The sequence below is a fragment of the Faecalibacterium tardum genome, assembly GCF_040096515.1.
Lineage (GTDB): Bacteria > Bacillota > Clostridia > Oscillospirales > Ruminococcaceae > Faecalibacterium > Faecalibacterium tardum.
Window position 1 is genome coordinate 138,141 of the sequence record NZ_JBBMEO010000002.1, and the last position, 25,671, is coordinate 163,811.

Sequence of the window (25,671 nt, forward strand, 5' to 3'; positions counted from 1 at the left end):
CATACGCTGGGAGAAGAGGTGAACGATGAAGCAGGATCCTTTAAAGCGGCGGCGTCCGGCTGCCCGTAAGCGCGGCCGAAAACAAACGCTCCGGGCAGTGGTGCTGTCGGTTCTGACGGTGAGCGTGATCGCACTGTGTCTGGGGATCTGGACAAAGCTGCCGGGAAAAGATGTACCGGTGGGCGGCATTGCGCCGCCGGAGGAGACGCTATCCCCTGCTTCATCTGTTACGACCCCGGAGCCGGAACCTGAACCGCAGCCCGTAGTGGAAACCATCCGCTTTTCTGCAACAGGAGACAACCTGATCCATGCTCCTATCTATAAACAGGCCGCCCGCCGGGCAGGCGAAGATGGAACGTACAGCTTTGATTACTGTTATGAGCACATTGCTCCTTTCTATGCCGAGCAGGATGTGAACTGGATCAATCAGGAGACCCTTTGCAGCGACACCCTTGCACCATCCACCTACCCATGCTTTTCCACCCCAGGTGACTGTGCGCGGGCACTGTACCGTGCCGGGGTGCGGGTGTTCAGCCTGTCCAACAACCACACCTACGATAAGGGCGCGTCCGGCATTGCGGCTACACTGCAATTCTGGGAGTCCATGCCGGAGGATGTGGTCACCACCGGTCTGTGGCACGGTGAAGAGGACTACGACCGCATCCCGCTGCAAACCGTCAACGGCGTCACGATTGCGTATCTCTCCTACACCGAGCACACCAACGGCATCCGCCAGAACAAGAATATGACGGCCAATGTCATCTACACCAGCCAGACTGATGTGATCGAGCGGCAGGTGCGGCTGGCACGCCAGCAGGCGGATTTTGTGGTGGTTGGGGTGCACTGGGGCGTTGAGGATAGCCACGCCATCGTGGACAGCCAGTGCACACTGGCGCAGAATCTGGCAGACTGGGGTGCAGACGTCATTGTGGGCACCCACCCCCATGTATTGCAGGATGCCCAGTGGCTGACCGCAGCGGACGGACGGCGAAGTTTTGTCGCCTTCTCACTGGGGAATTTTCTCAGCACCCAGAGCCGACCGGATCAGCTGGTAGGTGCCATCCTGACCTTGCAGCTGCAAAAGACCACACAGCCGAACGGCTCAGTACAGTGTGAAGTACTTGCGCCGCAGCTGCACCCTACCGTGACCCATTACGATGCCGGTAAATCCAATGTGCGCACCTATTTTTTAAGCGATTACACGCAGGAATTGGCGGCAGCGCATGGTGTGCGGGCAAATTATTCTGATTTCAGCCTTGACAGGATACAAAAAATCGCGCAAAATAATATCAGCACATCCTTTTTAGCACTTACATAAAAATGTGAAATGATTGAGCGTTGTCCGGCAACCCGGGCAGAACGGAGGACTTTTTATGTACGGAGTATCGAAGATCAATATCGAGACCGACCTGATGATGATCAGCGTGCAGGACGTGGCGTTCCGGGGCAACAGCCTGTCCCGCTATCTGGATATCTTTGCAGAAACCGGCGTGGTGGTGGATATGATCAGCCAAAGCACCCCACATGGCACCACTATCGATTTCAGCTTTACCGCATCCAGCAGCGATCTTCCGCTGGTGATGAAAGCAATCTCGGCGGCAAATCTGGACAAGGACGCCAAGGCTTCTCCCCTGATCAGCGTGGGCTACTCCAAGCTGAATCTGTTCGGCGAGGACATGGTCACCAGCTGCGGTGTGGCTGCGCGGGCGCTGAATGCGCTGGCTATGGCCGGTATCGAGGTGCTGCTGATCACCACCAGTGATCTGGATATCTCTCTGCTCGTCCACGCTGAAAACGAGGACGCCGCTTATGAGGCGCTGAAAAAGGCATACGAACTGTAACAGTAATCAACCGGGGCCGAAGGGGCAGTTTCCCTTTCGGCCCTGTTTTTGCGGAATGCGCAGAAACAGGCAAAATTCCCTGCTGAAAGAAGGAAACCGGAATGAAAGACCCCGCAACTCTTGTACATAGCGTCCGGCAGCGGCTGCTGGCACATTTTGAGAAAAGCGCGCCGTTTGCCCCGGAAGCCCCTGCAACGGAAGCTGCGCCTGCGGACGGCGGGCAGTTGCTTTATGCGCCGGTCACCGGACGCATCCGGGCACTGACCCGGATCAAGGACCCGGTGTTCTCCAGCGAGGTGTTGGGCAAGGGCTGCGCCATCGAGCCAAGCTGCGGCGAGGTGGTAGCACCCGCAGACGGCATCGTGAAAAAGATCGCCAAGACTCACCACGCTATCAGCCTGCTGTGCGACAACGGGTTGGAGGTGCTCATTCATGTTGGCATGGACACCGTGGAGCTGAAGGGCAAGGGCTATGAGCTATTTGTACAGGCTGGCGATCATGTGCAGAAGGGACAGCTGCTTTTCCGGTTCGATCTGCAAGCCATCGCAGCGGCAGGCTACACGCTGACCACTCCGGTGATCGTGACAAACAGCAACCGGTTTGCACGGATAGAGCCTTTGCTCTCCGGTCGGGTAACTGCTGGGCAGCAGCTGCTGCGCGTCAAAATGTAAAAAATGGGCCAGAAACGCCTGCGGACGTTTCTGGCCCATAAATTTTATAATGCTTTTTACAGCGTGACCTTGTGGTAGATCTTTTTGCCCTTCTTGATAACGATACCCTTGGCCAGCTGCTCTGCGGTAAAGCTGACGGTAGGAGCGGCGACCTTTTCGCCGTCTGCCAGCACACCGCCCTGCACCACCAGACGGCGAGCCTCGCCGTTGGAAGCAGCCAGACCGGCCTTGACCATCAGGGTCAGGATGCCAATAGCACCGTCCGTCAGGTCAGCCTCGGTCAGCTGGGTGCTGGGCATGTGCTCGGTATCCATTGCGTTGCCACTGAACAGTGCGCGGGCAGCATTCTGAGCCTTTTCGGCCTCTTCCTTGCCATGCACCATGCTGGTCATCTCGTAGGCAAGAATCTCCTTTGCCTCGTTCAGGCGCTGATCCTGCCAGGTGCTCATCTCGTCGATCTGCTCCAGCGGCAGGAAGGTGAGCATACGGATGCACTTCATCACATCGGCATCGCCCACGTTGCGCCAGTACTGGTAGAACTCGAAGGGACTGGTCTTGTTGGGATCCAGCCAGACAGCGTTGCCGGCAGTTTTGCCCATCTTCTTGCCCTGAGAGTCGGTCAGCAGGGTCACGGTCATAGCGTAGGCATCCTTGCCCAGCTTGCGGCGGATCAGCTCGGTGCCGCCCAGCATATTGCTCCACTGGTCGTCGCCGCCGAACTGCATATTGCAGCCGTAGTGCTGGAACATGTAGTAGAAGTCGTAGCTCTGCATGATCATGTAGTTGAACTCTAAGAAGGACAGACCCTTCTCCATACGCTGCTTGTAGCACTCGGCGCGCAGCATATTGTTCACGGAGAAGCAGGCGCCCACCTCGCGCAGCAGCTCAACATAGTTCAGGTCCAACAGCCAGTCGGCGTTGTTCAGCATCAGCGCCTTGCCCTCGGAGAAATCGATAAACTTCTCCATCTGCTTCTTAAAGCAAGCCGCATTATGGGCGATATCGTCCTTGGTCAGCATCTTGCGCATATCGGTACGGCCGGAGGGGTCACCGATCATCGTGGTGCCGCCACCGATCAGAGCGATGGGCTTGTTGCCTGCCAGCTGCAGGCGCTTCATCAGGGTCAGCGCCAGAAAATGGCCGGCGGTCAGGCTGTCAGCGGTGCAGTCAAAGCCAATGTAAAAGGTAGCCTTGCCGTTGTTGATCAGGTCGATGATCTCCTCATCGGTAATCTGAGCTACCAGGCCGCGGGCTTTCAGTTCTTCGTACAGCGTCATGGGAAAAACCTCCTGTTTTTGGGGCAGAGGAAACAAAAAACGCCCTCTGCCAAAATTGAATTTGGCAGAGGGCGAGATAACTTCGCGGTACCACCTCTGTTTGCCGTTTCCTCACGGAAGCGGCCTCACGAGTGCACACCCCAGAGTAGAGTGACACTCCTGCGTCTTTAACGCTCGCACGCGGCACAGCCTACTAGCCTTACGCATTCAGCCTGCAGCTCCGGGAGGTATTTCCCCTGCTGTTCTGTAATCCCTTGCACCGACCGGGACTTCTCTGGACAGAACGCTTCAGGGTACTTGTTCCCTTCATCGCCATTAACAATGCCTACTCTATCACAAGACCGCTGCCTTGTCAAGAGCCGTCTTTTTTTGCAACACGGAAATCAATTTTCCTCTAAAGGCTTCCCCCGGTCGGGGGAAGCTGTCGCCGAAGGTGACTGATGAGGGCGCAGACAAGCAGCAGCTTACGGGTAGTTACCCCTCATCCGGCGCTACGCGCAATCTTCACCCAAAGGGTGAAGGCTTTTACTTCGGGACAAACTTCAAAAGTTGATTTCCATGTTTTTGCAAAAACTGCTCAGTCGCCGTGCTTGCGCTCCTGCAGCATCTCTCGTGCATTGGCGCGGGAAAGCTCGGTAACGTGGTCACCGGAGATCAGACGCGCCAATGCCTCTACGCGGCCGTTTTCGTCCAGCGGATGGATCTCGGTATAGGTGCGCTCGTTAGATACATTCTTCTGGATGAGCAGATGGCAGTCGGCCAGCGCTGCGATCTGCGCCGTATGGGTGATGCACAGGATCTGATGTCCCTGTGCGCTCTGACGCAGTACCTCGCCAATGCGTCCGGCTGCCTTGCCGGACACACCGCTGTCGATCTCATCATAGATCACGGTAGGCACAGCGTCCTTATCGGCCATTGCATTCTTGATAGCAAGGGTGATACGGCTCAGCTCGCCGCCGGACGCGATTTTTGCCAGCGGCTTGGGCGCTTCACCGGGGTTTGTTGAGATGTAGAACTCGATGCTGTCCTGCCCATGGCTGGCCAGCGGGCCGCGGGTGTGCCGCAAGGTCATACGCACACCCGGCATATTCAAAAAGTCCAGCGTGCCGGAAATGCGGGTGTTCAGTTCCTCAAAGGCTTTCAGCCGGGTCTGGGTCAGCACCTCTGCCTTTTCCCGTGCTTTTGCGTAAAGACGCAGCTTTTCTGCTTGCAAGGCATCATAGCGCTGCTGGGAATGCTGGATGTTATCCAGTTCCTCCCGGGCCTTCTGCCCAAAAGCGATCACGTCCTCCACCGTGCTGCCGTACTTGCGCTTCAGCCGATACAAGAGATCCAGCCGCTGCTCTACCTCGTCCAGTTCTGCATCGTTGGTGTCGTAGGCATCCAGCCGCCCGATCAGATCTGCGGCCACATCCTTGGCGTTATAGTATAAGTCCAGCAGCTGCCCGGCGGCGGCTGTAAGCGCGGGGTCCAGCTGCGCGGCAGCGTCCACCGCATTGGAGGCTTCCCCCAGCAGATCCACTGCGCCTGCGGCATCATCACTGCCGGAAAGCAGCGCATAGCTTTGTGCCAGCCGGTCCCGGATGGCAGACGCATTGGACAGCACCTTCCGGCGGTTTTCCAGCGTCTGCTCCTCACCGGCAGTCAGCCCGGCATCCTCGATCTCCTGCACCTGATACTGCAACAGGTCGATCTTGCGCTGTTTTTCGGCCTCATCCGTGATCAGAGCGTCCAGCTCCCGCTTGACCTGCACCAGTTCCCGGTACAGGGTATAGTACTCCTGAAAAACAGTGCAGTTCTGCGCATAATCATCCAGAATGTCCAGATGATGCGCCGGATTGAGCAGACCCACCGAATCGTGCTGGCCGTTGATATTGATCAGACCGCCGCACAGCTCCCGCAGAACGGCTGCCGTGGCCGGCATCCCGTTGATGCGGCAGCTGCTTTTACCCTCGGCGGTGATCTCGCGGCTGAGCAGCAGTGCTTCCGAGCGCTCGTAGCCGGACTGTTCAAGCTTATCCAGCACAGCAGGCGGCACCTGCTCAAAGGCGGCGCGGATCACCGCCTTTGCAGCCCCGGTGCGCACCAAGTCCTTAGAGGTGCGGTTGCCAAGGATCGCATTGATGGAATCGATCAGGATGGATTTGCCCGCACCGGTCTCGCCGGTCAGCACATTCAGCCCCGGTTCAAAGTGCACCTCCGCCTTCTGGATCACGGCAACATTTTCAATTTGCAGGCTGCTCAGCATGGCTTCGTTCTCCTACTGTCATCTCTGCCCCACATAGCGGGTCAGCTCCGAACAAATGGTCTTTGCATCGCGCTCCGAGCGCGCAACAATTAAGAAGGTGTCGTCACCGGAAAGAGTACCGACAACGTTTTTCCACTGCAAGGCGTCAAAAACCTCACAGGCAGCATTTGCCATGCCGGAATAGCATTTTACCAGCACAACGTGCCCTGCATAATCCACCCCCAAAACGGACTCGTGAAAGATGGTCTCAAAGCGCCCTTGGGTCTTGGGGTTGAAGCTTTCGTTCCGGCTGGAAACATAGCGGTAACCCTCGGTGGTGGCTGCCTTTACAAGGCACAGCTCTCGGATATCGCGGGAAACGGTGGCCTGCGTTACCTCAAAGCCTTCGTTCCGCAGGTGTTCCAGCAGCACCTCCTGTCGGCTGATGGGATGCTCCTGCACAAGACGCAGAATCGTCTGTAAGCGTTCCGCTTTTGTTTTTGTATCTTCTTTGCGGCTGCGTGCCATCTTAAAAATCGCCTCCCGTGTTATTGTCTTTTGCGCAGTTTCTGGTCAATGGCCTGAAACTGGTCTGCCCGCCCAAAGGTGATAAGCTTGACGTTTTGATCGGACAGACGGATCTCTGCGGTGGCACCCGCCTTGAGGGGGTAGCCCGTACCGCCGTCACAGCTGATAAATACTTCATCATCTGCCACCTGTCCCACGCAGACGTTCAGCTTGCGCTCCTGCGCAAACACCATGGCCGGGCTGGCCAGACTGTGAGGGCAGATGGGAGTCACCACGACGCCCTTGGTCTGCGAGTCCAGAATTGGGCCTCCGGCTGCCAGCGAGTAGGCCGTAGAGCCGGTAGGGGTCGCCACAATAACGCCATCGCCCCGGTAGTGCTCTACCAGAATATCATCGCAGTAAATGCTGAAGTCGATGGCCTGCTGCAAGCGCCCTTTGGTCACCACCACATCGTTGAGGGCGTGACCCTCCCAGCCATCCTGACCAAGCACCCGGGCATATAAAAGCATCCGGTTATCCAGCTGGAACTCGCCCCGCGCCACGGCGGACAGCTTTGTTTCCATTTCGCCGATCTCGCAGGTAGCCAAAAAGCCGCAGCGTCCCAGATTGATGCCGAGGATGGGCTTTGCGTACCGGAGCGAAAGATTCGCTTCGTGCAGGATGGTACCGTCCCCGCCGATGGTCAGGATCACGTCAGCGCGCTCCAGACACTGCTCCAGCGGCAGATAAACGACCCCTGCCGTGCTGTTTTCTTGCAAAGCATCGTTCATCAGCACGGCTGCGCCGTGGGTCAGCAGGATCTGCGCCGCACGCAGCGCAATCTCGCTGGCGGAGGTCTTGCCCGGGTTGGGCGAAATGTAAATCGTCATACCGGCTTCTCCTTTGCTGAAGGCTGGGTCTTAACGATCCAGCGTGGTGTGGCTTGCTGCCACCACCTGTGCGACGGCTTCATCGTCCAACACTGCGGGCTGGTCACTCTTCTGCACAAACATCAGGTACTCGATATTGCCCTCCGGCCCCTTGACCGGGCTGTAATCCAGCCCGCGCACTACAAAGCCGTTTTCTGCAGCATAAGACATGGCATTGTGCAGCACCTCACGGTGCACGGCGGGGTCGCGCACCACACCGTTTTTGCCCACCTTCTCGCGGCCTGCCTCGAACTGCGGCTTTACCAGACAGACACCCATGGCATCCGGGGTGGTGATGCGCTGCGCCACCGGGAAGATGTGATGCAGAGAAATAAAGGAAACATCCACACTGAAAAACTCAATAGGCTCTGCCAGTTCCTCCGGCGTGACATAGCGGATGTTCGTGCGTTCCATGTTCACCACACGCGCATCCGTCCGCAGGCTCCATGCCAGCTGACCATAGCCAACGTCTACGGCATACACTTTCACTGCACCATTTTGCAGCATGCAGTCGGTAAAGCCACCGGTGGACGCACCGATGTCCATGCAGACCTTGCCGTTAGGGGTAAGCGGGAAGCACTTCATGGCCTTTTCCAGCTTCAGACCGCCGCGGCTGACGTAACCGATATCGTGGCCGCGAACCTCGACCACTGCGTCCTCTTTGATCATCTCACCGGCCTTGTCCACCTTTTGCTGATTGACAAAAACCACGCCGGCCATAATCAGAGCTTTGGCACGCTCCCGGCTCTGCACAAGGCCGTTCTGCACAAGATATTGATCCAACCGAATTTTCACAGCTCGTTTTCTCCTTTCATAAGGGCAGCCCGGACTGCCTGCACAAGATCTGCAGCATCCAGACCGGTGCACTGCTTGATCTGCGGAACAGTCGCGTGCGGCAGACAGGCTATGCGGACGGCGCAGTGCAAAAAGCGTCCGTTCCAGCCCTTTTGCTGCAGAGCATATGCCAGATGTTCACCAATGCCACCGGCTGCAACACATTCCTCTGCGAACAGTACAATTTTATATTTCAACACAGTATCGATAAGTTTATCTGTAAAGGGATATAACTTTACAAGTTTCAGAACGTCCGTATTCTGCGATGCATCGTTCAATTGGTCGGCAGCTTCCAGCAGATCCTCCAACTCATCCGCATAGCTGACCAGAAGGATCTTTGCTCCGGGCGTCTGTTTCAGGAAATCGTAGTCCTGCTTTGTGCAGGGATACTGCGCCAGCTTTGCACTCTCGCCGCCGCGGGGATAACGGATAGCCCGCGGGCCAGAGACTGTATCCTGCAATAAATAGTGCAGCCAGTATTGCAGCTCCTCGTAGTTGGAGGGCGCATAGACCGGGATACCCATCTGGCTGAGGAAAGCAGCATCGTAGATGCCCTGATGGGTCTCGCCGTCTGCGGGAACAAAGCCTGCACGGTCGATGGCAAAGACCACGTTTTCCTTTAAGAGGTTGACATCATGGATGATCTGGTCGTAGGAGCGCTGTAGGAAGGTAGAGTAGATGCACACCACCGGTAGCATTCCCTGACTGGCAAGACCTGCTGCAAAGGTGACAGCGTGTTGCTCTGCCATGCCCACATCAAAAAAGCGCTGCGGGTGACGATGGGCAAAGAATTGCAATCCGGTGCCGTACTTCATGGCAGCGGTGATCGCGCAGAGCTTCGGGTTTTGGATTCCCTCCTGCACCAGCATCTTGCCGAAAACGGTGGAGAAGGACTCCTTCGGCGCAACCTCCGGGTCCGGCATTCCATCCGGGTCAAAGGCGGATACACCGTGATAGTTGCCCGGGTTCATCTCTGCCGGCTGATAGCCCTTACCTTTTTTAGTCACAACATGCAAAAAGTGCGGGCCCGGCCGCTGATAGATCGAGCGCAGAGTGCGCTCCAGTTCCTCCACATTATGACCGTCCACCGGGCCGATGTACTCAAAGCCCATATCCTCGAACATGGTGGAGTGGTACATGGCGCGGCGCACCAGCGTTTTTGCGCCCATCAGCGACTTTTTCATCGGCGTACCGATCAATGGCACGCCGTCCAGAAAGCTGCGCACATTATCCTTGGCATCATAATAGGCCGTAGTCGTGCGCAGATGGGTCAGATACCGCGCCAGCGCACCAACATTTTTAGAGATGGACATCTTGTTATCGTTCAGGATCACAAGCAGATTATCCAACCCGCCGATGTTGTTCATGCCCTCGTATACCATACCGCCAGTAAAAGCACCATCGCCGATCACTGCCACCACAAGCCCGGATTCTCGCTTGATTTTTTTTGCCCAAGCCATGCCAATGGCCAGCGAAAGCGCCGTATTGCCATGTCCGGCAATAAAGGCATCGTGCACACTTTCATGAGGGTTCGGGAAACCGGAAATACCATCCAGTTGCCGCAAATGGTCAAACTGCTTCCGGCGTCCGGTGAGCAGCTTGTGGGTGTAGCACTGATGCCCCACGTCGAATACGATCTTATCCTTAGGCGTTTCCAATACACGGTGCAGCGCCACGGTAAGTTCTACGGTGCCAAGATTTGAGGCCAGATGCCCGCCCGTTTTGGAGATATTTTCCAACAAAAAATGCCGTATCTCCGCGCAAAGCTTCTCCACCTGCTGTGCATTCAGCTTTTTAAGATCGCTGGGCTGATCGATCTTGTCCAGCAACAACGATTCCATATTCACACGTCCTTTATGCGTTTGTACTTTGGGCGTTTCTGCCGTTTTTTACATGACCGGGAACAAAAAGCCTACCAGAGAGCCGAGCAGCACACCTGCCACGACCTGCAGCGGCGTGTGACCGACCATTTCCTTCAGGTGCATATTCTGCAAAAAGGGAGCGTTTTTCTCACTTACATCGATCCACTGGGCGATCATCTGGTTCAGCACCTTTGCCTGCTCGCCGGTCTCGTGCCGGACACCCATAGCATCATGCATGGTGATGATCGCTACAACGCAGGCAACCGCGAAAATGGGCGAAGAGATCCCGGCACTGCGCCCGGTAACAATGGCCATGGCGCAGACGGTCGCGCTGTGTGCGCTGGGCATACCACCATCGCCCCACATCCGCTCTAGCTGGAACTTGCCCAGCAGAACAAAGTTGATGATGGTCTTTAACACCTGCGCAATGAACCAGCTGAGGAGCGATGCCGTCAAGATCTGATTGACCGATAAGATGTTTTGAATAAACTGCATATCCGTATTCCCTTTTCTTTAGTTTTTGCGCACCAGAAGTTGCTGCGCCAACTGCTGCAAAAAAGCCGCCTTTACGCCAAAATGCTGTTGCAGATCACGGCAGATCTGCTCGTTCAGCTTTTGTGCCAATGCCATTGCACCGTCTGCCCCGTACAGGGTTACGAAGGTGGTCTTGCCATTTTCACTGTCACTGCCAATGGGCTTGCCCAGCTGCTCCGGGGTGCTGGTAACATCCAGCACATCGTCCACGATCTGGAACACCAGCCCCAACCCGTATGCGTAGGAGGCCAGGATCTCGCACTGCTGCGGCGTTGCACCGGCTGCGGCAGCGCCCATCTGGACGGCGGCGTTGATCAGTGCACCGGTCTTGTTGCGGTGGATGAGACGCAACTGCTCCTCCGTAGCAGCCAATGCTTCATATTTCAGATCCAGTTCCTGTCCGTAGACCATGCCGCGGCTGCCTGCACCTGCACCCAGCGCACGGGCGGCTGCCACGCAGACTTGCGGCGCAGCGGGTGCGTTGGCGATCACCTCAAAGGCCTCGGTCAGCAGCACATCACCGGCCAGCATTGCCGTGGACTCGCTGAAAGCCTTGTGGCAGGAGGGTCGGCCCCGGCGCAGATCATCATTGTCCATGCAGGGCAGATCATCGTGGATCAGCGAGTAGCAATGCAGCATCTCCACAGCTGCCGCAAACTGTGCAGCAGCCTGCATCTCACCGCCCAGCATATCACAGACGCTGAGTGTCAGAATTGCGCGGATGCGCTTTCCACCGCCCAGCAGGCTGTAACGGGCGGCTCTGCATACCTCCGATTCCTCAGGCAGAAAACGGTCGCTGGCAGCATCCAGCGCAGCCGTGGCTTGCAGCAGATATTCCTGATATTGCGCCTTGTATTCCATTATTCTTCCTCCTGCTCCTGCGGGGCTTCTACGGTCTCAGCAATCTTTGCACTGATCTCCTCGATCTGCAACGATGTTTTTTCCAGTGTTGTATGGCAGTACTGCATCAGAGAGGCCGCTTCCGCATACAGCTTGACGGAATCTGCCAGCGAGGTGTCCTCCTGCTGCATCTGTGCAAGGATCGCGTTCAGCCGATCCATTCCTTCTTCAAAGCTTTTGGGTGCTCTCATTGATCTCCTCCACCGTTTTCACACGGCATCGTGCCTGATATTGTCGGCTGCGCACGCAGATGGTCTGCTCCGGTTGCAGCTGCTCCACGGTACAGACCTTTCCTTTTGTATCGGTTACAAGGGCATAGCCACGGGCCAGCACACGGTATGGATCCAGCGATGCCGCCAGTGCAGCTGCATGTTGAAGCTGCATACTTTTGTCATTCATACGCGCTTTTTGCTGCGTCCGGATAGCTTGCTGTATCTGTTGCAGGCGGTTTGAATACTGCTGTAAGATTTTACTCGGCGCGCTTTGCTCCAACAAAAAGTTGTATTGCTCCAGACCATTATAGCACAACGTAAGTCGTTTTTGTATATTTTTGTGAATATTTTCTTCAATATTTTCAAAAATGCGCTGCTGCTCCTCCCGATCCGGTACCGCAAGCTCTGCGGCGGCGGACGGCGTAGGCGCACGCTGGTCGGCTACAAAGTCCAGAATGGTGTAGTCGATCTCGTGGCCAATGGCGCTGATCAGCGGTGTTTTGCAGCGAAATGCTGCCCGGGCGATCTCCTCGGCGTTGAACACCCACAGATCCTCCCTGCTGCCGCCGCCCCGGGCCACGATGATCTCGTCCACCCGCCCGCTCTGATCCAGCGTGCGGATGGCGACGGCGATCTGCCGGGCGGCTTCAAAGCCCTGCACAGTGACCGGGCATAGCAACAGCCGGACAGACGGCCAGCGGCGGCTGATCACGTTGCGGATATCCTGCAGCGCCGCCCCGGTTTTGCTGGTGATGACACCAATACATTCGGGGTATGCAGGCAGCGGCTTTTTGTGTGCCGGGTCAAACAGGCCTTCCTTTTCCAACCGGGCCTTCAGCTGCTCCAGCGCAAGCTGTGCCGCGCCCAGACCATCCGGGAACATTTCATTCACATAGACCTGAAACGCGCCGTCCCGCTCGTAGAGGGTAGCGCGGCAGCGTACCACGACCCGCATCCCCTCCTCCGGGCGAAATGCCAGACGGCGGGCATCGGTGCGGAACATCACTGCCTTTACGCTGCAAGCTTCATCCCGCAGAGAAAAGTAGCAGTGACCGCTGCGGGCGTTCTGCACAAAGTTTGCGATCTCGCCACGCAGGGCAAGATCAAACAAGCCGTCGTTCACATCCAGCAGCATCTTGACATAATGGTTCAGCTCTGAGACCGAGATCACATCAGCCATAGACCGGCCTCCCGTGCAGCAAGAATAGACACGCCGATGGCGTTATCACTGGAATACTGCCCCGGCACAAAATAGACTTGCGGCAGCCGCTGCTGCACCCATGTGCGGATGATATCGCTGCTCATCACGCCGCCGGCGCAGACCACCGGCAGACCGGGGTATTCCTTCTGCGCGGCCTTTGTCATGCGGACAACAGTATCTGCCACACAAAGCAGACAGTACTTGCAGACGTATTCCGGCGCTTTGCCGGCAGCCAGTAAGGCGTTGCACTGGTTTTCCAGTCCGGAAAGGCTGCATTGCAGTCCCTTTACGCTGGACTTGGGGCGGATCTCCTCGGTGCACTGCGCTGCAAGGCGGGAGACCTCGGCCCCAGCGGGAAAACCGAAGCCCAGCCGCACGCCTATGCGGTCCACCGCCTGACCGGCGTACAGATCGGTACTGGTGCCAAGGGTGGTGATTGTACGCACCTGATCGCACAGCAAAAGATCTGTGGTGCCGCCGGAGATATGGAACAGCAGCACCTTCTGGGAAAACAGTGCCTCGCCCTTTGCGGCATACAGTGCCGCAGCAGCGTGACCTTGCTGATGGGTGGTGTGGATCAGCGGTATATCCCGCGCCGCCGCAAAGGCAGTCGCCGCACTGACACCAGCCAGAAAGCAGGGCATATAACTGCCCTCTACCGGACGCGGCTTTTGCGAAACACCCACGGCATCTATTTTTGTCAGGTCGAATTCCTGCGCCAGCTCCTGCAGCATCTCCGGCAGAGCTGCCGTATGATGGAACAGCGCATCGCTCTGCCGCAGGCCAAGCTGTCCGGCTTTTACCGGCAAAAAGCGCTTTTTTGCACAAACAACCTCCCCGGCTGTATCAAAAACTGCCAGAGAGGTTGCATAGTTGCTTGTATCGACCCCGAGCGTATAACGGCTCACTGTTCAGCCGACTCCGCGACGGCTTCATCACTCAGGCCGTGGTCGCGTGCCACAGCACCCAGCAGGCCATTCACAAACTGATAGTCCTCGCCCGCGCCGTACTTCTTGGTCAGCTCCACAGCCTCATTGATGGCAACACCGGGCTTGTTTTCGCCGCCGAACAGCATCTCGGCCACGGCCAGACGCAACACGGTCAGGCTGACGCGGGGCAGACGCTCCATGGTCCAGTTGCGCAGATGGGCACGGATCTCGTCATCCACCTCTGCGGAATGATCGTAGTAGGCGTTCAGCAGCAGACGGCTGAACGCGTCCACGGGATGCTCCTCGTCGTTCTCGGCGTGATTGGACAGTGCCTCGGCCAGAGGAATGTCACCGAAGGTCTGCGAAAATGCCAGCAAAAAGGCGTTTTCACGGGCTTCTCTACGGGGCAGAATATTTTCCATAATGTTCCTTTCGCAATACAAACCCTCCCCGCCGGGCGTGCCGGGAGGAGGATCGTTTTCTGATATGATTTTTTGCTAAATTTGTTACTGCGCCTCGGCAAGGCCTGCAATGACCAGATCCACGCGACTGACCGTCACATTGGTCATGTTCTGTACGGCAGACTTGACGTTTTCCTGTACTTTTTCAGCCACAGAGGGGATCCGTGCGCCGAACTGCATCATCAGGTGCAGGGTGATGCTGGCCGTGCCGTCCCGCATCTCTACCGCCACAGGCGGCTGGATACTGGCAGATTCCAGCAGGTTTTTCAGCTTTTTGTTCTGCACGCCGCAGGACACCTCGGCAACGCCGTCCACTTCCAATGCGGCACAGCGGGCGATCTTACCCACGACCTCGGTCGAAATCTGAAGGCTGCCGCCCTGAAGATCCATGTTCTGTAAATCCATTGTGCTGTCCTCCATCCAAAGGCGGTTGCGGCAGTGGTTTCAATACTCTGAAACTGGCCTGCCGTAGCTGCCTTTTTTGTTCAAACGCGCCCCTGCGCTATGCATAAAGGCACGCGGCATTCGTTTTTGATAGAGTTATTATACCATCAATGCGGGGGCAATTTCAATACTTGTTTGGAAAAGAAAGATGGAAATCAGCACGGAATGGCATCCCGGCAGTGCATACAGCTTTCTGCCTGCAAGAAAAGCTGCATCTGCGCCGCCGGGGTGTCAGCATAAATAAAGAACGCTTACTTCACCTCCACCACCGTGATATTCTGGGCGCTCACACTGCTTTTGTTCATCACCACATCCCGAATCTGCGCCACCTGTGCCGCTGTGAGCGGCTCGCCTGCCGTCATAACGGTCAAATCCGCCCGCCCTGCCTGCAAAAAGCACAGGCAGTCCGCAAAGCCCTTGGCACGCACCAGCGTCTCGATCTCGTTTTCTGCGTTCAGATCTTCCAGCCCGGCCGCCATTTGTGCGGTGTACTCCTTTTTCTCCTCGGCTGTCAGGGAGGAGGACTTCAGGCTCTTTTGCAGGGTGTCCATGGCTTCGTCATGTGCCTTTTCCCGCTTGAGACGAGCCTGTTCAAAAAAGCGGGTACCGCTGTCGTTTGCAACGCTGACAAGCTGTGCTTCCCCATAGTTTTTGCTGGCACCGGAGACGGCTTCCGCCTCTGTGGGCAGCGCATCCGTGATGGTAGTCTCCGCTTTTGCATCCACCGGTTCTGCCGAGACCATGAGGGTGTCATCCTCTGTCTGCGGGGCGATGTCTGCCCGGGCATACTGCCAATTTAAGTAGACGGCAATGACCAGTGCCGCCGCCAGCGTCAGAGCGGTGACCCTGCGGGTGTTTCTGGAAAGTGCTCTCATAAAACGGTTCCTCCTTTGGTATTTTGGTAAGCAATCGTGGTACTTGACAAAAGCAGCGGGTCAGCGCTTGCGCTGCTCCACACAGATGCGGTTTGTGGGCAGATCCAGCAGCGAATGCAGCAGCTCCGTGATACGGGCTGCAACGCGGACATCTCCCCCGCCCTCACACAACACGGCGACCCCGCAAACCTGCGGCAGATAGGTTGTCTCAGCCAGCGCAGAGCCATCCTGTAAAAGAACGTGCGTCTCCTGCTGCTGCATATCCCCCGTCTGGGTGTCTACTGCGTAGACAGTCTCCTCCCCGGTGGACAGAGTGACCATGACCGTGGTGTGCCCCGCCCCTTGCAGCTGGCTGATCAGTTCTTCCAGCTGCTGCTCCAGCTTGGCCTGGTACTGGCTGACGGTAGCTGTTTGGGCGGTGGATACCGCCGCTTTCTGCGTGTTTCCGCTGGGTAAAAGCTCCGACAGCAAAAGCAGCAGCATTGCCAGCACACCGACCACCACCGCCAGCGAGGTGCGGTTTTTGCCGCTTTGCAGAGCGTGGAAAACAGAAAGAAACTCCTCCTTTTTCATGGTGCACTCTCCTCCGCCGCCGTAGGAGCGATGCCCAGCGTCTGCTGCAAAAAGCTGAGCACTGCCTGTTTTTGTGCAGCGGTACAGCCCGCCGGGAAGGCAGCAACAGCCTTTTTTACCATGACCTGCTGCCCGGCTTTTTCCAGCGTGACCGTCACACGAATATCCAACCCGAATTGCTGTCGGCACTGTGCAGTGCAATACTCTTCCAGTTGAGCCTTGGTCTCAGTCAGAATCTCCGTTTCCAGTGCATCCGGCCGTGCAGTGGATGTGGCCGCAGGGGCTGTATTCCCCGAAAAAGCGGTCATAACCTTGCCCGGCAGGTGCGGCAACTGCGCAAGAAGGACTGCTAAAATATATAGCCCGGCTACGGCTTTTATGCACCGGCCAGCCCAGCTTTGCCCGCCAAAAAGGCTGACCAGTTCCGCCCCGATGCACGCCATGCAGAACACTGCCGCAGCCCGCTGAAACGCCTGCATCTAACCACCCCCTGCCAGCATCAGCAGCACGATGCCCACCACAAACAACATGAAAAACAAAGCTGTAACTGCCGCCATGCAGCGCACGGCTTCGGCAAAGCATTGCAGCAGCTTATGGCAATGCTCCAGCCCGCCGATCCCGGCAAGCCAGCCGCAGCAGGACAGAAAAAACAGATGCACCAGAAGCCCGAGATATAATGGCACAAATTCTGCCCCGCTGCTGAGCAATGCGGCAATGCCAAGGGTGCTTTTGAGTAGCTGCATCCCGGCCAGCACTGCGTCTGCCGCGCTGCTCAGCGCCTGCCCCACAATGGGCACGCTGCCGGTCAGCAGCTGTCCCAGACGAGAGGCAGAACGATCCAGCTGCACCGTGACTACGCGCTGCAGGCTCATCAGGGCGGCGAACGCTTTACCCGCCCAGCCGATGGCCTGCCGCAGTAGCCGCCCGGTCAGAGTGCAGCCCTCGGACAGGCTTTTGCGGGAACTGATGCCGCAGGCCATGCTGATGGCAAGGTAGCTGCGCAGCAGCGGCTGCAGCCAGAGAGTGACTGCCTGAGCGATAAAGCACAGCACCGTGAGCAGAAAGCCATTTGCGGCAGCTCCGGCGTTCCATTCGCCGCCGGCTGTCAGCACGCCGCTGTATACCGGCAAAAAGCCCAGCAGATAGCTTTTCCACCCGGCCATCCGGGTGCACAGTGCGGCGGCAAGCTTGTCCAGTTCCTGCCACAACAAAACGCCGCAGCCACCGGCAGCCGCCAGTTCCAGCAGTGCTTTGTCGGCGGTGTCCTGTAAGAGAAATGCAAGCCCGGCCGCCAGCGATAAAAACAGCAGAACACCGGCATATTGATGCAGCACTTCCCGCAGCAATTGCACCGGCTCGGCAGCAAACAAACGCAGCAAGGTGCCCAGCGGGTCTGCCGCAAACTGCTCGGCCTGTACAGGTGCTTTGTCGAGATAGGTCTGCCACGGCGTTGTCTCTGCCGCCGCAGCTTTCAGAGCGGTTTTGCTGCACAGGATGCTCAGTATTACCATGCAAATGATAAGGCCGCGTTTTTTCATCCCACCAGCCCCCAAATCGTCTGGAATATCTGTTCCAGCAGCGGCCACACCGCCACCAGCACGAGACACCGTCCCGCCAGCCCGGCGCACCATGCAAGCGTATCCGCTCCGGCTTCCTCGCAGAGGGTGCGGACGTAATCTGCCAGCAGCAAAATCCCTGCACTGCGTAAAAGACAGGAAAAAGCCTGTGCATTGGTACGCTGCCCTAGCTGCACTAATGCTTGCAGTACCCCGCGCAGCGGCTGTGCCAGACGGAGCAGCAGCCACACCGCAGCGCCCAGCGAAAGCAGCAGTGCAAACGCCGGGGAGTACCGCTGCAATAGAATACCAGCAAAGGCCATTAGCAGCAGCGCCATCAGCACCGGAACCGCCGCGCTCATAGCGCAAACAAAGACCGGATCGTGGCAAACAGGGCACTGATCTGCTTGACCAGAATGGAGAGCACCACAACAAGCCCCGCCAGCGTGGTCATCATGGCCTGATCCTCCCGCCCGGAGCGGATGAGCAGCTGATTGAGCACCGCGACTATGATGCCGATGGCCGCAATTTTGAACACAAGCTCGATATCCATCCGTTTCTCCTTTGTTCCGTACAGCCTTTACAAAAAGAGCAGCGCCAGCATCATGCCGCCTGCCAGTCCCAGACGGTGCGGCAGACCGGCCTGCCGCTGTGCTGTGCGGCGCGCCTGCTGTAAATAGTCCTCGAACCGCGCCGTATAGTAGCTAAGCCGTTCGCATTCCTGTGCAGCCTCTGCGCGGCCGATACCGCAAAAGCACTCTGTAAAGCAGGTGCGCTCTGCCGCAGAGAGTTGTTCCGGCGCAGGCAGCTGCTGCAATGTACCGCCGGGAGTTTGCGCCAACAGGCCCTCGCGGCAAAGCTGCCGGTAGAGACTTTGCAGGTCTGCCCGGCGGTACTGGATCTCCTGCCGGATGCGCTGTAATAGCTCGATAGTGCGCTGTAAAGCGGCAAGATGCAGAGTTGTTCTGGCCTGTACCGCATCCCCTGCCAGCCAGCCGCACAACGGGAGCAAAAACATGCCGAACCCGCGCAGAAGGCCGCTCATACGGCGCACACTTCCTGGATGCAGCCCGGCGTCTCCCGTCCGGCAAGGATGACCAGTTGCCGCAGCATCCCGCGTTGCAGCAATGCCTGTACCTGCGGACGGCATCGTGCCTGTGCAGCATCCGGCGCGTGGAGGCTGGCAATAAAATCCACCCCGCTGAAAAAGCCCTGTTCCAGTGCCATCGTTTCCTCCAGACTGCCCAGCTCGTCCAGCAGGATCACCTGTGGTGCCAGCGTACGCAGCGCCATCTGGACGGCGCGGGCTTTATCCACTCCGCCAATGCGCTCCAGCGGCGGCAGCGGCCCTTCCGGCGGGAAAAGCTCGCCCCGCTCATCGATCACCGCCACCAGACGCTGCCGCTCGGCCAGCATCCGGGCAATGGCGCGCAACAGGGTGGTCTTGCCGCTGCCGGGCTCTCCCACCACCAGCAGCCCGGTAAAATGCTGTTCCAGCAGCTTGTCCAGCGCAGGCAACAGACGGATGGTGCAGCTGCGTGCGATCCGCAGATTGAGCGAAGTGACCTTTTGCAGGGTGATGCCATGCCCTTCCCGCTGCACGAACTGCCCTGCCACGCCCACACGGTTTCCGGCAGCGGTGGTCAGGTAGCCATCGGAAAGTTCCCTTTCATGGGTGTGCACTGAGCCGTTGCAAAGGGTGTGGAAGATCTCCTCTATTTGCAGCGCGTCCAGCCGCATTGCAGCCAATGCCGGAGGACAACCCGGCAGTGCAGAAGCAGAGCATTGCCGCCCCTGCACGGTAAATGTGACCGCACAACCTGTGCGCAGGCGCAGTTCCTGTACACGTGCTGCCGTTTGTGCGGGCAGCTGTGCCAGCGGCGCTGCAAGCCAAGTAGGAAGGGCTCTGACGGCCTGGTAATACTCGTCCACTTTGGTTTCTCCTTCCACGAAAGCTTTGTGCTAGCATTGTATGCGCTTTGTGCGTTCTTAGAACCGCGAATCAGAAAACAAAAAAGCCCCTGCAACAGCATTGCAGAAGCTTTTGAAATTATCTGTATTTCGACGTTCAGGAAAGCCGCTTTAAGTCGTTTCCGGTTCTGCCGGGGCATCTTGCAGCATGGTAAGAAATTCCTGTTCGGTCAGTACCGGCACGCCCAGCGCCTGCGCTTTGGTCAGCTTGGAGCCCGCCGCCGCACCGGCCACCACATAGGCTGTTTTTTTGGAGACGGAGCCGCTGGCTTTGCCGCCGTTTTTCACGATCAATGCCTCGGCTTCGTTGCGGGAGAGCGTTTCCAGCGTACCGGTGACAACCAGCGTTTTGCCTGCCAGCTTGTCTCCCTTCGGCTCACCCTTCCACTGCATATTGACCCCGGCATCTGCCAAGCGGTGCACAAGGTCGGCAGTGCCTTCCTTGGCAAAGAATTCCACCACGCTTTGTGCCATCACGCCGCCAAAGCCGTCGATCTGACTGACCTGCTCTGCGGTGGCTTCTCGGATGGCTTGCAGCGTGCCGAAATGTTCTGCCAGCAGCGCGGCTGCCTTATCGCCGATATTGCGGATGCCAAAGCCGAACAAAAGCTTATCCAGATTGTTCTGCTTGGAGGCAGTAATGGCCTGTAACAAATTGTCTGCGCTTTTCTCCTTGAATTTGTCCAGCTCCAGCAGCTGTTCCCGGGTCAGCGTGTAGATATCTGCTGCAGAATGCACCAGCTCCTTTTCCACCAACTGGGTGGCCACTGCCTCGCCCAAGCCCTCGATATCCATGGCATCCCGGGAGGCAAAATGAATGATATTGCGCAGCGCCTGTGCCGGGCACTCTGGGTTCACACAGCGCAGGGCGGCTTCGTCTTCCAGATGCACCACCGGCGCGCCGCAGGAGGGGCAGACCGTGGGCATGGTGTAGGGCTCAGCGTCCTCCGCATGATGGGTGACTCCGATGACCTCCGGGATGATATCGCCCGCCTTGCGCACCTGAATGGTGTCCCCGATGCACAGCCAGAACTGCCGGATAAAGTCCTCGTTGTGGAGGGTGGCGCGAGCTACCGTGGTACCTGCCAGAAACACCGGGTCAAAGCAGGCGGTGGGGGTAAGCACGCCGGTGCGGCCAACGGCCACCTCGATGCTGCGCAGGGTGGTTTCCTTGACCTCCGGCGGGTATTTGAAGGCAATGGCCCAGCGCGGGAATTTGTTAGTAGAACCCATCAGCTCCCGCTGGGCAAAATCGTTCACCTTGATAACGGCACCGTCCATGTCGAAATCCAGCTTTGTACGGTTCTGGCCGATGTTCTCGATTTCAGAAATGGCGTCCTCGATATCATGCACCACATGGTAGCGCGGCGATACCGGCAAACCAAGGCTCTTGAGGTAATCCAGACTTTCGGAGTGCTTGGTCAGGGTCTTGCCCCGGATCTGCTGCACATTGAACACAAAGATGGAAAGCCCACGGCTGCCGGTGATGCGGGCATCCTTCTGCCGCAGAGATCCGGCTGCTGCATTGCGGGGGTTTTTAAAGGGCGCAGCACCCTGTAATTCCTGCTCGGCGCACAGGTGCTGAAAGGCCTTGTGTGGCATATATACCTCGCCGCGCACCTCCAGAAACTCCGGTGCGTCTTTAAGGGTCTTGGGGATGCTGCGGATGGCACGCACGTTTGCAGTAACATCCTCGCCCACCACGCCGTCACCGCGGGTGGAGGCACGGACAAGCTGCCCGTTCTCGTACTCCAAGCTGCAGGAAAGACCATCGATCTTGATCTCCACGACATATTCCGGTTCTACTCCGGCCTCGCGGACGCGGCGGTCAAAGTCCCGCAGCTCATCGAAGGAGAACGCATCCAGCAGGCTTTCCATCTTGACAGCGTGGGTCACCTTTGGCAGCTTGCTGCTGGCAGTACCGCCTACCTTCTGGGTGGGCGATGTTGCTGTAATCAGCTGGGGAAACTGCGCTTCCAGTTCCTTCAGTTCCCGCGTCAGGGCATCGTATTCAAAATCTTCCAGCTCCGGCGCATCCTGATCGTAGTAAAGCCGGTTGTTTTTCTCAATAACAGCGCGCAGCTCTTCCACGCGCTTTTTAGCCTGTTCCAGTTCCAAATGTTCCACTCTCCTGCGATATCATTTTGCCGCCCGCCGTGCTGCTTTCCCGGCAGAAACAGTGCTGTACACCGGACACAGCAGACGAGCGGCAGTCATTTGCATTTGCATCTTCCTTAGTATACCACATCCATGGATGGTCTGCAAAGCGTTAAATACAAATCGTATTTTTGAAGTGCTCTCACGCCTTGAAATCGATATCAGTACGGTTTGTGTGTTGATTTATAATCACTTGCAGAAGATACTAAACGTATATTCATTGTATTTTATATCGATAATGCGTTCTATTTTGAGTGTCCTTTTGTAGTGGCTTTTAGTAGTTCTTTATGCTGCTTTTTTCTGCGCAGGCACAGGCAAAAAGAATCCCCCTCCCCGGCGCGGCAGCTTGTGCCATCCGGGAAAGGGGTACAGTTAAGTTTGCAGCTCAGGTGACCGGGATCAGCAGCCGCTGTGCCTGCGGCAGACTGGCAAGCTCCTCTTCCAGCTGATTCGCCGCAAGGATCTGCGCCGGAGCCACATGGAACCGCCGGGCCACTGCAAACAGCTCCTCCCCGGCCTGCGCGTAGTAGATTCGCAGAGCAATCTCGGGGTCGGTATCGGGCAGCGGGTCGCCAAGGGTGATGCTGCCGATGACCGGGCTGGTGGTGCAGCCTAAAATCGCGCCCTCTGCCCGGACAGTAATCGTAGCTTCCAGTGTGCCGCCCGCACAGGTGCATTGCACGTTCTCGGTGCTCAGCCAACATTCCGGCACAAGCACTGTTTCCTCCGGCGGCGTGATGGGCAGCGGGACTGCGACCTCCAAGGTTTTCTCGTAGCTTTCCAGTTCACCGAGGGTATTCTCCGCAAGGGCTGTTACCACCGCTTTTGCGGCAAGCACCCAGCCCTCCCCTTTTTGGATGGTCTGCTGGGGGCCGTAGTGTACAAAGCAGGCTCGCAGCTGCGCCCCTGCATCCGGCAGCGGACCGGAGCCTGTGGCGGTAGCGGTATCGTTCAGGGTGCAGAGCAGTTGCTCTGTAACGAGCGGCTGCGGCGTGAGCTCCGTTTCAAATCGGGTGGAAAAAGCATCCACCGCCACCTGCAGCTGGTAACTGCGCCATGCCCGCAGGTGCAGCATGACATTTGCCGTCAGCTGGGCGGCGGCGCTTTCCGCCTGCGACAGGGTAAAGCCCACCGGCTCTGCCACGCACAGGCAGCGGCAATCCTCGGCAATACCTTCTAAATCTATCACCTGCTGGAAGGGCAGCGCCGCCGCCTGACTTTGCAGGGCAGTGTCCCCTTCTGCCCGCCATGCACACTGCACCCGCAGTTCCCCCTTGACCACAGCCTTTCCGGCAAGCAGCTTTACCTCTGCCACACAGGCGTTTCCAGTAATATCCAGTACAGCCGCCGGGGGCTTTGCAAAGACAAGCTCTCCCTCTAAGGTAACCAGCTTATCCAGCACAGCCACGCTTCGCACACCTTGCAATGTACGCAGCTGCTGCTCAATGCCGCCATCTGCCAGTGCGGTGATGACCTCGGTCTTGCATTGGGTGTGCACCGTGACCACCAACCCATAGGCACCCCGCACCTCAATACGGCGCGGGTCTACCGCGCGGGTGTTGAGGTACTCTGTCTGCCCTTCCACCACGGCTGTCCATGCGGTAAAGGTCAGCTCCGGCAGTTCCAGTTGCCGGGTAAAGGGCAGCTTTTGCTCGGTCTGGCACAGGCCTTTTTCTTTTTCGCTCTGGTAAAACACTGTGCAGCGCAGATAGCCCTCTAAGGTAAGCCTGCCCGGCTGCAACTGCCGCTGCAGCACCACCGGGCGGACAAAGCACTTGACCAGCTTACCCACCGGCGGCAGATCATCCGAGATGCGGATCTCGGTTTCCAGAGGAAGTTCTGCTTTTACGGTACAGCCCGCCCCGCCCTGCGGCAGCGTGTCCCGGAATATCTTCAGTTCCATGTGCAGTGCGCTCCTTTCCCTGTCCGTTTCCGTAAGAGTGTATGCAGCGGCAATCGGCGGTATGCCGACAGCAAAAGGCCGGTGTGCAGCAGCTGCCACACATCGGCCTTTTATGGATTCAGTTCTCTTTGCGGATGCCGAACAGCTTGCGCAGAATGCCGCACAGCGCTTTCGGGCTGCGAATGACCACTACCTGCATCTCCACCCCGCCTTTCGCTCATGTTTACCCCATTATAGCGTCTGACAGGCAAAAATGTTCCGGGAAGGGTTCAATCTGCGATGGTCTCCACCACCACAAGCGCGCCTTGCCGGGTGCTGACGGTGATGCAGCATGAGCCTTCGGCGTACTCGTTGCTCACACCCAGCGGATAGCCTGCTGTGAGCACGGCATCTTCCAGCTCATAGAAGGAGCCTTTTTCGTACACACCTTCGGCGCGCCCCTCCATGGGGAAGGCCGAGAAGTAGAAAAACTCCTCCTTGGGGTAGCAGCGGCTCTCGCCCGGCAGCACAAAGGTGATGCGGGAGCGCTCGTCCTGCAAGGCGGCACGGATGCCGCGCTGCTCCAGCCCAAGACCGGTGCACAGGTTGGCAAGGGTATGCTCTACCCGCCTGCCGCCCAGTGCACCCAGCAAAAGCACCTCGTCAAAGCCCTTTTGCGCCGCGAGCTTTGCAGCATACTCGGTATCAGTGTCGTCCTTGACGTGGGGCAACACAACGATATCGTCCGCATTCTGCTGCGGACAGGGAGCGGAATCAAAATCGCCTACAATGATATCCGGCTTGCAGCCCAGCCGTTCGCAGTTGCGGTAGCCCGCATCGCAGGCGATGATAAAATCATCGCTGCGCAACAGGCGTTTGAGTTCCGGCTGCACCGGGCAGGCGGAAAGGATCACACAACGGGACATTTTATTCTTCCTTCCGTATTACACTTTCGGGCGCTGCCAGTCCTTGACATCCTTTACCTCGTCGTACATGGCGCAGTAGCTGTCGTACCGGGTCTTGGAAAGTTTGCCCTCTGCCAGCGCTGCCCGCACAGCACAGCCTTTTTCGCTGCGGTGGGAGCAGCCGGTAAACTGGCACTGACCAAGATAAGGGCCAAATTCCGGGAAGGCGTGCTCCAGATTCTCCTTGGGGATGAATCCGGCGCGGTTGGCTTCCAGACTGGCGAAGCCCGGGGTGTCGGCAATGCGTCCGCCGTAGGCTTCAAAGACGGTCACCTCACGGGTGGTGTGGCGGCCGCGTCCCAACTTCTGGCTGATGGCGCTGGTCTCGCGGGCAGCGTCTGGCAGCAATGCGTTCAGCAGGGTGGATTTACCCACACCGGAGTTGCCGCAAAAGGCGCACAGCCTGCCGTTGATCCACTGCTTCACTTCGTCCAGCCCGGCACCGCTTTCGTAGTCGATACGGATAAACGGCAGGGTGGATTTTGCATAGGCGTTTGCCAGAAAATCCGCCTCGGCAAGATCGCTTTTGGTGCACACCACCACCGGCTGTACGCCCTTATCCACCGCAATGGCAGAAAGCTTATCCAGCACCAAGGTGCTGGGGGTGGGCTGGGTAGTGCTGGCCACAAGGAACAGCACATCCAGATTTGCCACCGGCGGGCGCACAAAAACGTTTTTACGGGGGGCGATTTGCGCAATGACCGCTGCACCGTTCTCAGTTTCCAACGTCACCTCATCCCCTGCCACAGGGGTGATCTTCTGCTTGCGGAAGATGCCGCGGGGCTTGCACTCCACGATGCCATCCGGCGTTTTTACATAATAAAAGCCGCCAATGCCTTTTACGATATAACCGTTCATGCACA

The 25,671-nt window shown here is 57.7% G+C and carries 29 protein-coding genes and 1 other annotated feature; of the genes, 3 read left to right on the forward strand and 26 right to left on the reverse strand.

What is annotated here, in order from left to right:
• Window positions 1–25 precede the first annotated feature (25 nt).
• The 3 genes from WMO44_RS02905 to WMO44_RS02915 all read left to right on the forward strand — a co-directional run bounded on the left by WMO44_RS02905 (window position 26) and on the right by WMO44_RS02915 (window position 2,512).
• The gene (locus WMO44_RS02905) at window positions 26–1,318 is read left to right on the forward strand and encodes a CapA family protein (protein ID WP_349151689.1); all 1,293 of its coding nucleotides are present in this window, start codon (window positions 26–28) and stop codon (window positions 1,316–1,318) included.
• A 55-nt stretch (window positions 1,319–1,373) separates the two neighbouring features.
• Complete coding sequence (locus tag WMO44_RS02910; RefSeq protein ID WP_349151690.1) at window positions 1,374–1,841, forward strand: ACT domain-containing protein; 468 nt, start codon at window positions 1,374–1,376, stop codon at window positions 1,839–1,841.
• Window positions 1,842–1,942: 101 nt separating this feature from the next.
• Window positions 1,943–2,512, forward strand: a complete 570-nt coding sequence (locus WMO44_RS02915; RefSeq protein ID WP_349151691.1) for a PTS sugar transporter subunit IIA — start codon at window positions 1,943–1,945, stop codon at window positions 2,510–2,512.
• A gap of 56 nt (window positions 2,513–2,568) precedes the next feature.
• Here WMO44_RS02915 and tyrS read toward each other — a convergent pair whose 3' ends face one another.
• From tyrS to rsgA, 26 genes are all read right to left on the reverse strand, one after another.
• On the reverse strand, window positions 2,569–3,789 hold the full coding sequence (tyrS, locus tag WMO44_RS02920; RefSeq protein ID WP_015538493.1) for a tyrosine--tRNA ligase: 1,221 nt from the start codon (window positions 3,787–3,789) through the stop codon (window positions 2,569–2,571).
• A gap of 64 nt (window positions 3,790–3,853) precedes the next feature.
• Window positions 3,854–4,108, reverse strand: a binding site (T-box leader).
• 258 nt (window positions 4,109–4,366) lie between these two features.
• The gene (gene recN, locus WMO44_RS02925) at window positions 4,367–6,037 is read right to left on the reverse strand and encodes a DNA repair protein RecN (protein ID WP_349151692.1); all 1,671 of its coding nucleotides are present in this window, start codon (window positions 6,035–6,037) and stop codon (window positions 4,367–4,369) included.
• A gap of 18 nt (window positions 6,038–6,055) precedes the next feature.
• Window positions 6,056–6,544, reverse strand: a complete 489-nt coding sequence (locus tag WMO44_RS02930; protein WP_005925916.1) for an arginine repressor — start codon at window positions 6,542–6,544, stop codon at window positions 6,056–6,058.
• Between the two features lie 20 nt (window positions 6,545–6,564).
• On the reverse strand, window positions 6,565–7,413 hold the full coding sequence (locus tag WMO44_RS02935) for an NAD(+)/NADH kinase (protein ID WP_055184405.1): 849 nt from the start codon (window positions 7,411–7,413) through the stop codon (window positions 6,565–6,567).
• Window positions 7,414–7,443: 30 nt separating this feature from the next.
• Window positions 7,444–8,247, reverse strand: a complete 804-nt coding sequence (locus tag WMO44_RS02940) for a TlyA family RNA methyltransferase (RefSeq protein ID WP_055184407.1) — start codon at window positions 8,245–8,247, stop codon at window positions 7,444–7,446.
• Window positions 8,244–10,127 (reverse strand): 1-deoxy-D-xylulose-5-phosphate synthase, encoded by a 1,884-nt coding sequence (gene dxs, locus WMO44_RS02945; RefSeq protein ID WP_349151693.1) that lies wholly within the window; start codon window positions 10,125–10,127, stop codon window positions 8,244–8,246. Before dxs ends, WMO44_RS02940 begins: the two co-directional genes overlap by 4 nt.
• Before the next feature lie 48 nt (window positions 10,128–10,175).
• Window positions 10,176–10,643, reverse strand: a complete 468-nt coding sequence (locus WMO44_RS02950; protein WP_349151694.1) for a divergent PAP2 family protein — start codon at window positions 10,641–10,643, stop codon at window positions 10,176–10,178.
• Between the two features lie 18 nt (window positions 10,644–10,661).
• Window positions 10,662–11,543, reverse strand: coding sequence for a polyprenyl synthetase family protein (locus WMO44_RS02955; RefSeq protein ID WP_349151695.1), 882 nt, complete (start codon window positions 11,541–11,543; stop codon window positions 10,662–10,664).
• Window positions 11,543–11,773 (reverse strand): exodeoxyribonuclease VII small subunit, encoded by a 231-nt coding sequence (gene xseB / locus WMO44_RS02960; RefSeq protein WP_242958670.1) that lies wholly within the window; start codon window positions 11,771–11,773, stop codon window positions 11,543–11,545. Before xseB ends, WMO44_RS02955 begins: the two co-directional genes overlap by 1 nt.
• The gene (gene xseA / locus WMO44_RS02965; protein ID WP_349151696.1) at window positions 11,751–12,974 is read right to left on the reverse strand and encodes an exodeoxyribonuclease VII large subunit; all 1,224 of its coding nucleotides are present in this window, start codon (window positions 12,972–12,974) and stop codon (window positions 11,751–11,753) included. The genes xseB and xseA overlap by 23 nt, the downstream gene beginning before the upstream one ends.
• Complete coding sequence (locus WMO44_RS02970) at window positions 12,962–13,804, reverse strand: tRNA (adenosine(37)-N6)-threonylcarbamoyltransferase complex transferase subunit TsaD (RefSeq protein ID WP_242852883.1); 843 nt, start codon at window positions 13,802–13,804, stop codon at window positions 12,962–12,964. The genes xseA and WMO44_RS02970 overlap by 13 nt, the downstream gene beginning before the upstream one ends.
• A 95-nt stretch (window positions 13,805–13,899) precedes the next feature.
• A complete protein-coding gene (gene nusB / locus WMO44_RS02975) occupies window positions 13,900–14,346 on the reverse strand; it encodes a transcription antitermination factor NusB (RefSeq protein WP_055184420.1) in 447 nt (148 codons plus the stop codon).
• A gap of 84 nt (window positions 14,347–14,430) precedes the next feature.
• Window positions 14,431–14,805: an Asp23/Gls24 family envelope stress response protein gene (locus tag WMO44_RS02980; RefSeq protein WP_118657619.1), complete on the reverse strand. Its 375-nt coding sequence runs from the start codon at window positions 14,803–14,805 to the stop codon at window positions 14,431–14,433.
• A gap of 275 nt (window positions 14,806–15,080) precedes the next feature.
• Window positions 15,081–15,704 (reverse strand): SpoIIIAH-like family protein, encoded by a 624-nt coding sequence (locus tag WMO44_RS02985; protein WP_349151697.1) that lies wholly within the window; start codon window positions 15,702–15,704, stop codon window positions 15,081–15,083.
• A gap of 60 nt (window positions 15,705–15,764) precedes the next feature.
• A complete protein-coding gene (locus WMO44_RS02990) occupies window positions 15,765–16,277 on the reverse strand; it encodes a SpoIIIAG-related protein (protein ID WP_349151698.1) in 513 nt (170 codons plus the stop codon).
• A complete protein-coding gene (locus WMO44_RS02995; RefSeq protein WP_349151699.1) occupies window positions 16,274–16,756 on the reverse strand; it encodes a hypothetical protein in 483 nt (160 codons plus the stop codon). The genes WMO44_RS02990 and WMO44_RS02995 overlap by 4 nt, the downstream gene beginning before the upstream one ends.
• Window positions 16,757–17,815 carry a stage III sporulation protein AE gene (locus tag WMO44_RS03000; RefSeq protein WP_349151700.1) on the reverse strand — a complete coding sequence of 353 codons (1,059 nt, stop codon included), beginning with the start codon at window positions 17,813–17,815 and terminating at the stop codon, window positions 16,757–16,759.
• Window positions 17,812–18,195 (reverse strand): SpoIIIAC/SpoIIIAD family protein, encoded by a 384-nt coding sequence (locus WMO44_RS03005; RefSeq protein ID WP_349151701.1) that lies wholly within the window; start codon window positions 18,193–18,195, stop codon window positions 17,812–17,814. Before WMO44_RS03005 ends, WMO44_RS03000 begins: the two co-directional genes overlap by 4 nt.
• Entirely contained in the window at window positions 18,192–18,386 is a 195-nt protein-coding gene (gene spoIIIAC / locus WMO44_RS03010) for a stage III sporulation protein AC (RefSeq protein ID WP_055184433.1), read from the reverse strand. The genes WMO44_RS03005 and spoIIIAC overlap by 4 nt, the downstream gene beginning before the upstream one ends.
• Before the next feature lie 27 nt (window positions 18,387–18,413).
• Window positions 18,414–18,878: a hypothetical protein gene (locus tag WMO44_RS03015; RefSeq protein ID WP_349151702.1), complete on the reverse strand. Its 465-nt coding sequence runs from the start codon at window positions 18,876–18,878 to the stop codon at window positions 18,414–18,416.
• Entirely contained in the window at window positions 18,875–19,765 is an 891-nt protein-coding gene (locus WMO44_RS03020; RefSeq protein ID WP_349151703.1) for an ATPase, T2SS/T4P/T4SS family, read from the reverse strand. Before WMO44_RS03020 ends, WMO44_RS03015 begins: the two co-directional genes overlap by 4 nt.
• A gap of 150 nt (window positions 19,766–19,915) precedes the next feature.
• A complete protein-coding gene (gene ligA, locus WMO44_RS03025) occupies window positions 19,916–21,931 on the reverse strand; it encodes an NAD-dependent DNA ligase LigA (RefSeq protein ID WP_349151704.1) in 2,016 nt (671 codons plus the stop codon).
• A 415-nt stretch (window positions 21,932–22,346) separates the two neighbouring features.
• Window positions 22,347–23,864 (reverse strand): DUF3794 domain-containing protein, encoded by a 1,518-nt coding sequence (locus WMO44_RS03030; protein WP_349151705.1) that lies wholly within the window; start codon window positions 23,862–23,864, stop codon window positions 22,347–22,349.
• Window positions 23,865–23,982: 118 nt separating this feature from the next.
• The gene (gene spoVM / locus WMO44_RS15110) at window positions 23,983–24,063 is read right to left on the reverse strand and encodes a stage V sporulation protein SpoVM (RefSeq protein ID WP_015538484.1); all 81 of its coding nucleotides are present in this window, start codon (window positions 24,061–24,063) and stop codon (window positions 23,983–23,985) included.
• A 70-nt stretch (window positions 24,064–24,133) separates the two neighbouring features.
• Entirely contained in the window at window positions 24,134–24,769 is a 636-nt protein-coding gene (locus WMO44_RS03035; RefSeq protein ID WP_349151706.1) for a thiamine diphosphokinase, read from the reverse strand.
• 18 nt (window positions 24,770–24,787) lie between these two features.
• The gene (gene rsgA, locus WMO44_RS03040; protein ID WP_055184443.1) at window positions 24,788–25,666 is read right to left on the reverse strand and encodes a ribosome small subunit-dependent GTPase A; all 879 of its coding nucleotides are present in this window, start codon (window positions 25,664–25,666) and stop codon (window positions 24,788–24,790) included.
• Window positions 25,667–25,671 lie beyond the last annotated feature (5 nt).

Coding starts and splice junctions, on each gene's coding strand:
- WMO44_RS03015 (WP_349151702.1), bottom strand. CDS start 18,878: ATGAGCGGCCTTCTGCGCGGGTTCGGCATGTTTTTGCTCCCGTTGTGC.
- spoIIIAC (WP_055184433.1), bottom strand. CDS start 18,386: ATGGATATCGAGCTTGTGTTCAAAATTGCGGCCATCGGCATCATAGTC.
- WMO44_RS02995 (WP_349151699.1), bottom strand. CDS start 16,756: ATGCAGGCGTTTCAGCGGGCTGCGGCAGTGTTCTGCATGGCGTGCATC.
- WMO44_RS02950 (WP_349151694.1), bottom strand. CDS start 10,643: ATGCAGTTTATTCAAAACATCTTATCGGTCAATCAGATCTTGACGGCA.
- WMO44_RS02910 (WP_349151690.1), top strand. CDS start 1,374: ATGTACGGAGTATCGAAGATCAATATCGAGACCGACCTGATGATGATC.
- WMO44_RS02930 (WP_005925916.1), bottom strand. CDS start 6,544: ATGGCACGCAGCCGCAAAGAAGATACAAAAACAAAAGCGGAACGCTTA.
- tyrS (WP_015538493.1), bottom strand. CDS start 3,789: ATGACGCTGTACGAAGAACTGAAAGCCCGCGGCCTGGTAGCTCAGATT.
- WMO44_RS02905 (WP_349151689.1), top strand. CDS start 26: ATGAAGCAGGATCCTTTAAAGCGGCGGCGTCCGGCTGCCCGTAAGCGC.
- WMO44_RS03000 (WP_349151700.1), bottom strand. CDS start 17,815: ATGAAAAAACGCGGCCTTATCATTTGCATGGTAATACTGAGCATCCTG.
- WMO44_RS02955 (WP_349151695.1), bottom strand. CDS start 11,543: ATGGAATACAAGGCGCAATATCAGGAATATCTGCTGCAAGCCACGGCT.
- dxs (WP_349151693.1), bottom strand. CDS start 10,127: ATGGAATCGTTGTTGCTGGACAAGATCGATCAGCCCAGCGATCTTAAA.
- WMO44_RS02985 (WP_349151697.1), bottom strand. CDS start 15,704: ATGAGAGCACTTTCCAGAAACACCCGCAGGGTCACCGCTCTGACGCTG.
- WMO44_RS02935 (WP_055184405.1), bottom strand. CDS start 7,413: ATGACGATTTACATTTCGCCCAACCCGGGCAAGACCTCCGCCAGCGAG.
- spoVM (WP_015538484.1), bottom strand. CDS start 24,063: ATGCAGGTAGTGGTCATTCGCAGCCCGAAAGCGCTGTGCGGCATTCTG.
- rsgA (WP_055184443.1), bottom strand. CDS start 25,666: ATGAACGGTTATATCGTAAAAGGCATTGGCGGCTTTTATTATGTAAAA.
- WMO44_RS03035 (WP_349151706.1), bottom strand. CDS start 24,769: ATGTCCCGTTGTGTGATCCTTTCCGCCTGCCCGGTGCAGCCGGAACTC.
- WMO44_RS03005 (WP_349151701.1), bottom strand. CDS start 18,195: ATGAGCGCGGCGGTTCCGGTGCTGATGGCGCTGCTGCTAATGGCCTTT.
- nusB (WP_055184420.1), bottom strand. CDS start 14,346: ATGGAAAATATTCTGCCCCGTAGAGAAGCCCGTGAAAACGCCTTTTTG.
- WMO44_RS03030 (WP_349151705.1), bottom strand. CDS start 23,864: ATGGAACTGAAGATATTCCGGGACACGCTGCCGCAGGGCGGGGCGGGC.
- WMO44_RS02990 (WP_349151698.1), bottom strand. CDS start 16,277: ATGAAAAAGGAGGAGTTTCTTTCTGTTTTCCACGCTCTGCAAAGCGGC.
- WMO44_RS02915 (WP_349151691.1), top strand. CDS start 1,943: ATGAAAGACCCCGCAACTCTTGTACATAGCGTCCGGCAGCGGCTGCTG.
- xseB (WP_242958670.1), bottom strand. CDS start 11,773: ATGAGAGCACCCAAAAGCTTTGAAGAAGGAATGGATCGGCTGAACGCG.
- xseA (WP_349151696.1), bottom strand. CDS start 12,974: ATGGCTGATGTGATCTCGGTCTCAGAGCTGAACCATTATGTCAAGATG.
- recN (WP_349151692.1), bottom strand. CDS start 6,037: ATGCTGAGCAGCCTGCAAATTGAAAATGTTGCCGTGATCCAGAAGGCG.
- WMO44_RS02980 (WP_118657619.1), bottom strand. CDS start 14,805: ATGGAGGACAGCACAATGGATTTACAGAACATGGATCTTCAGGGCGGC.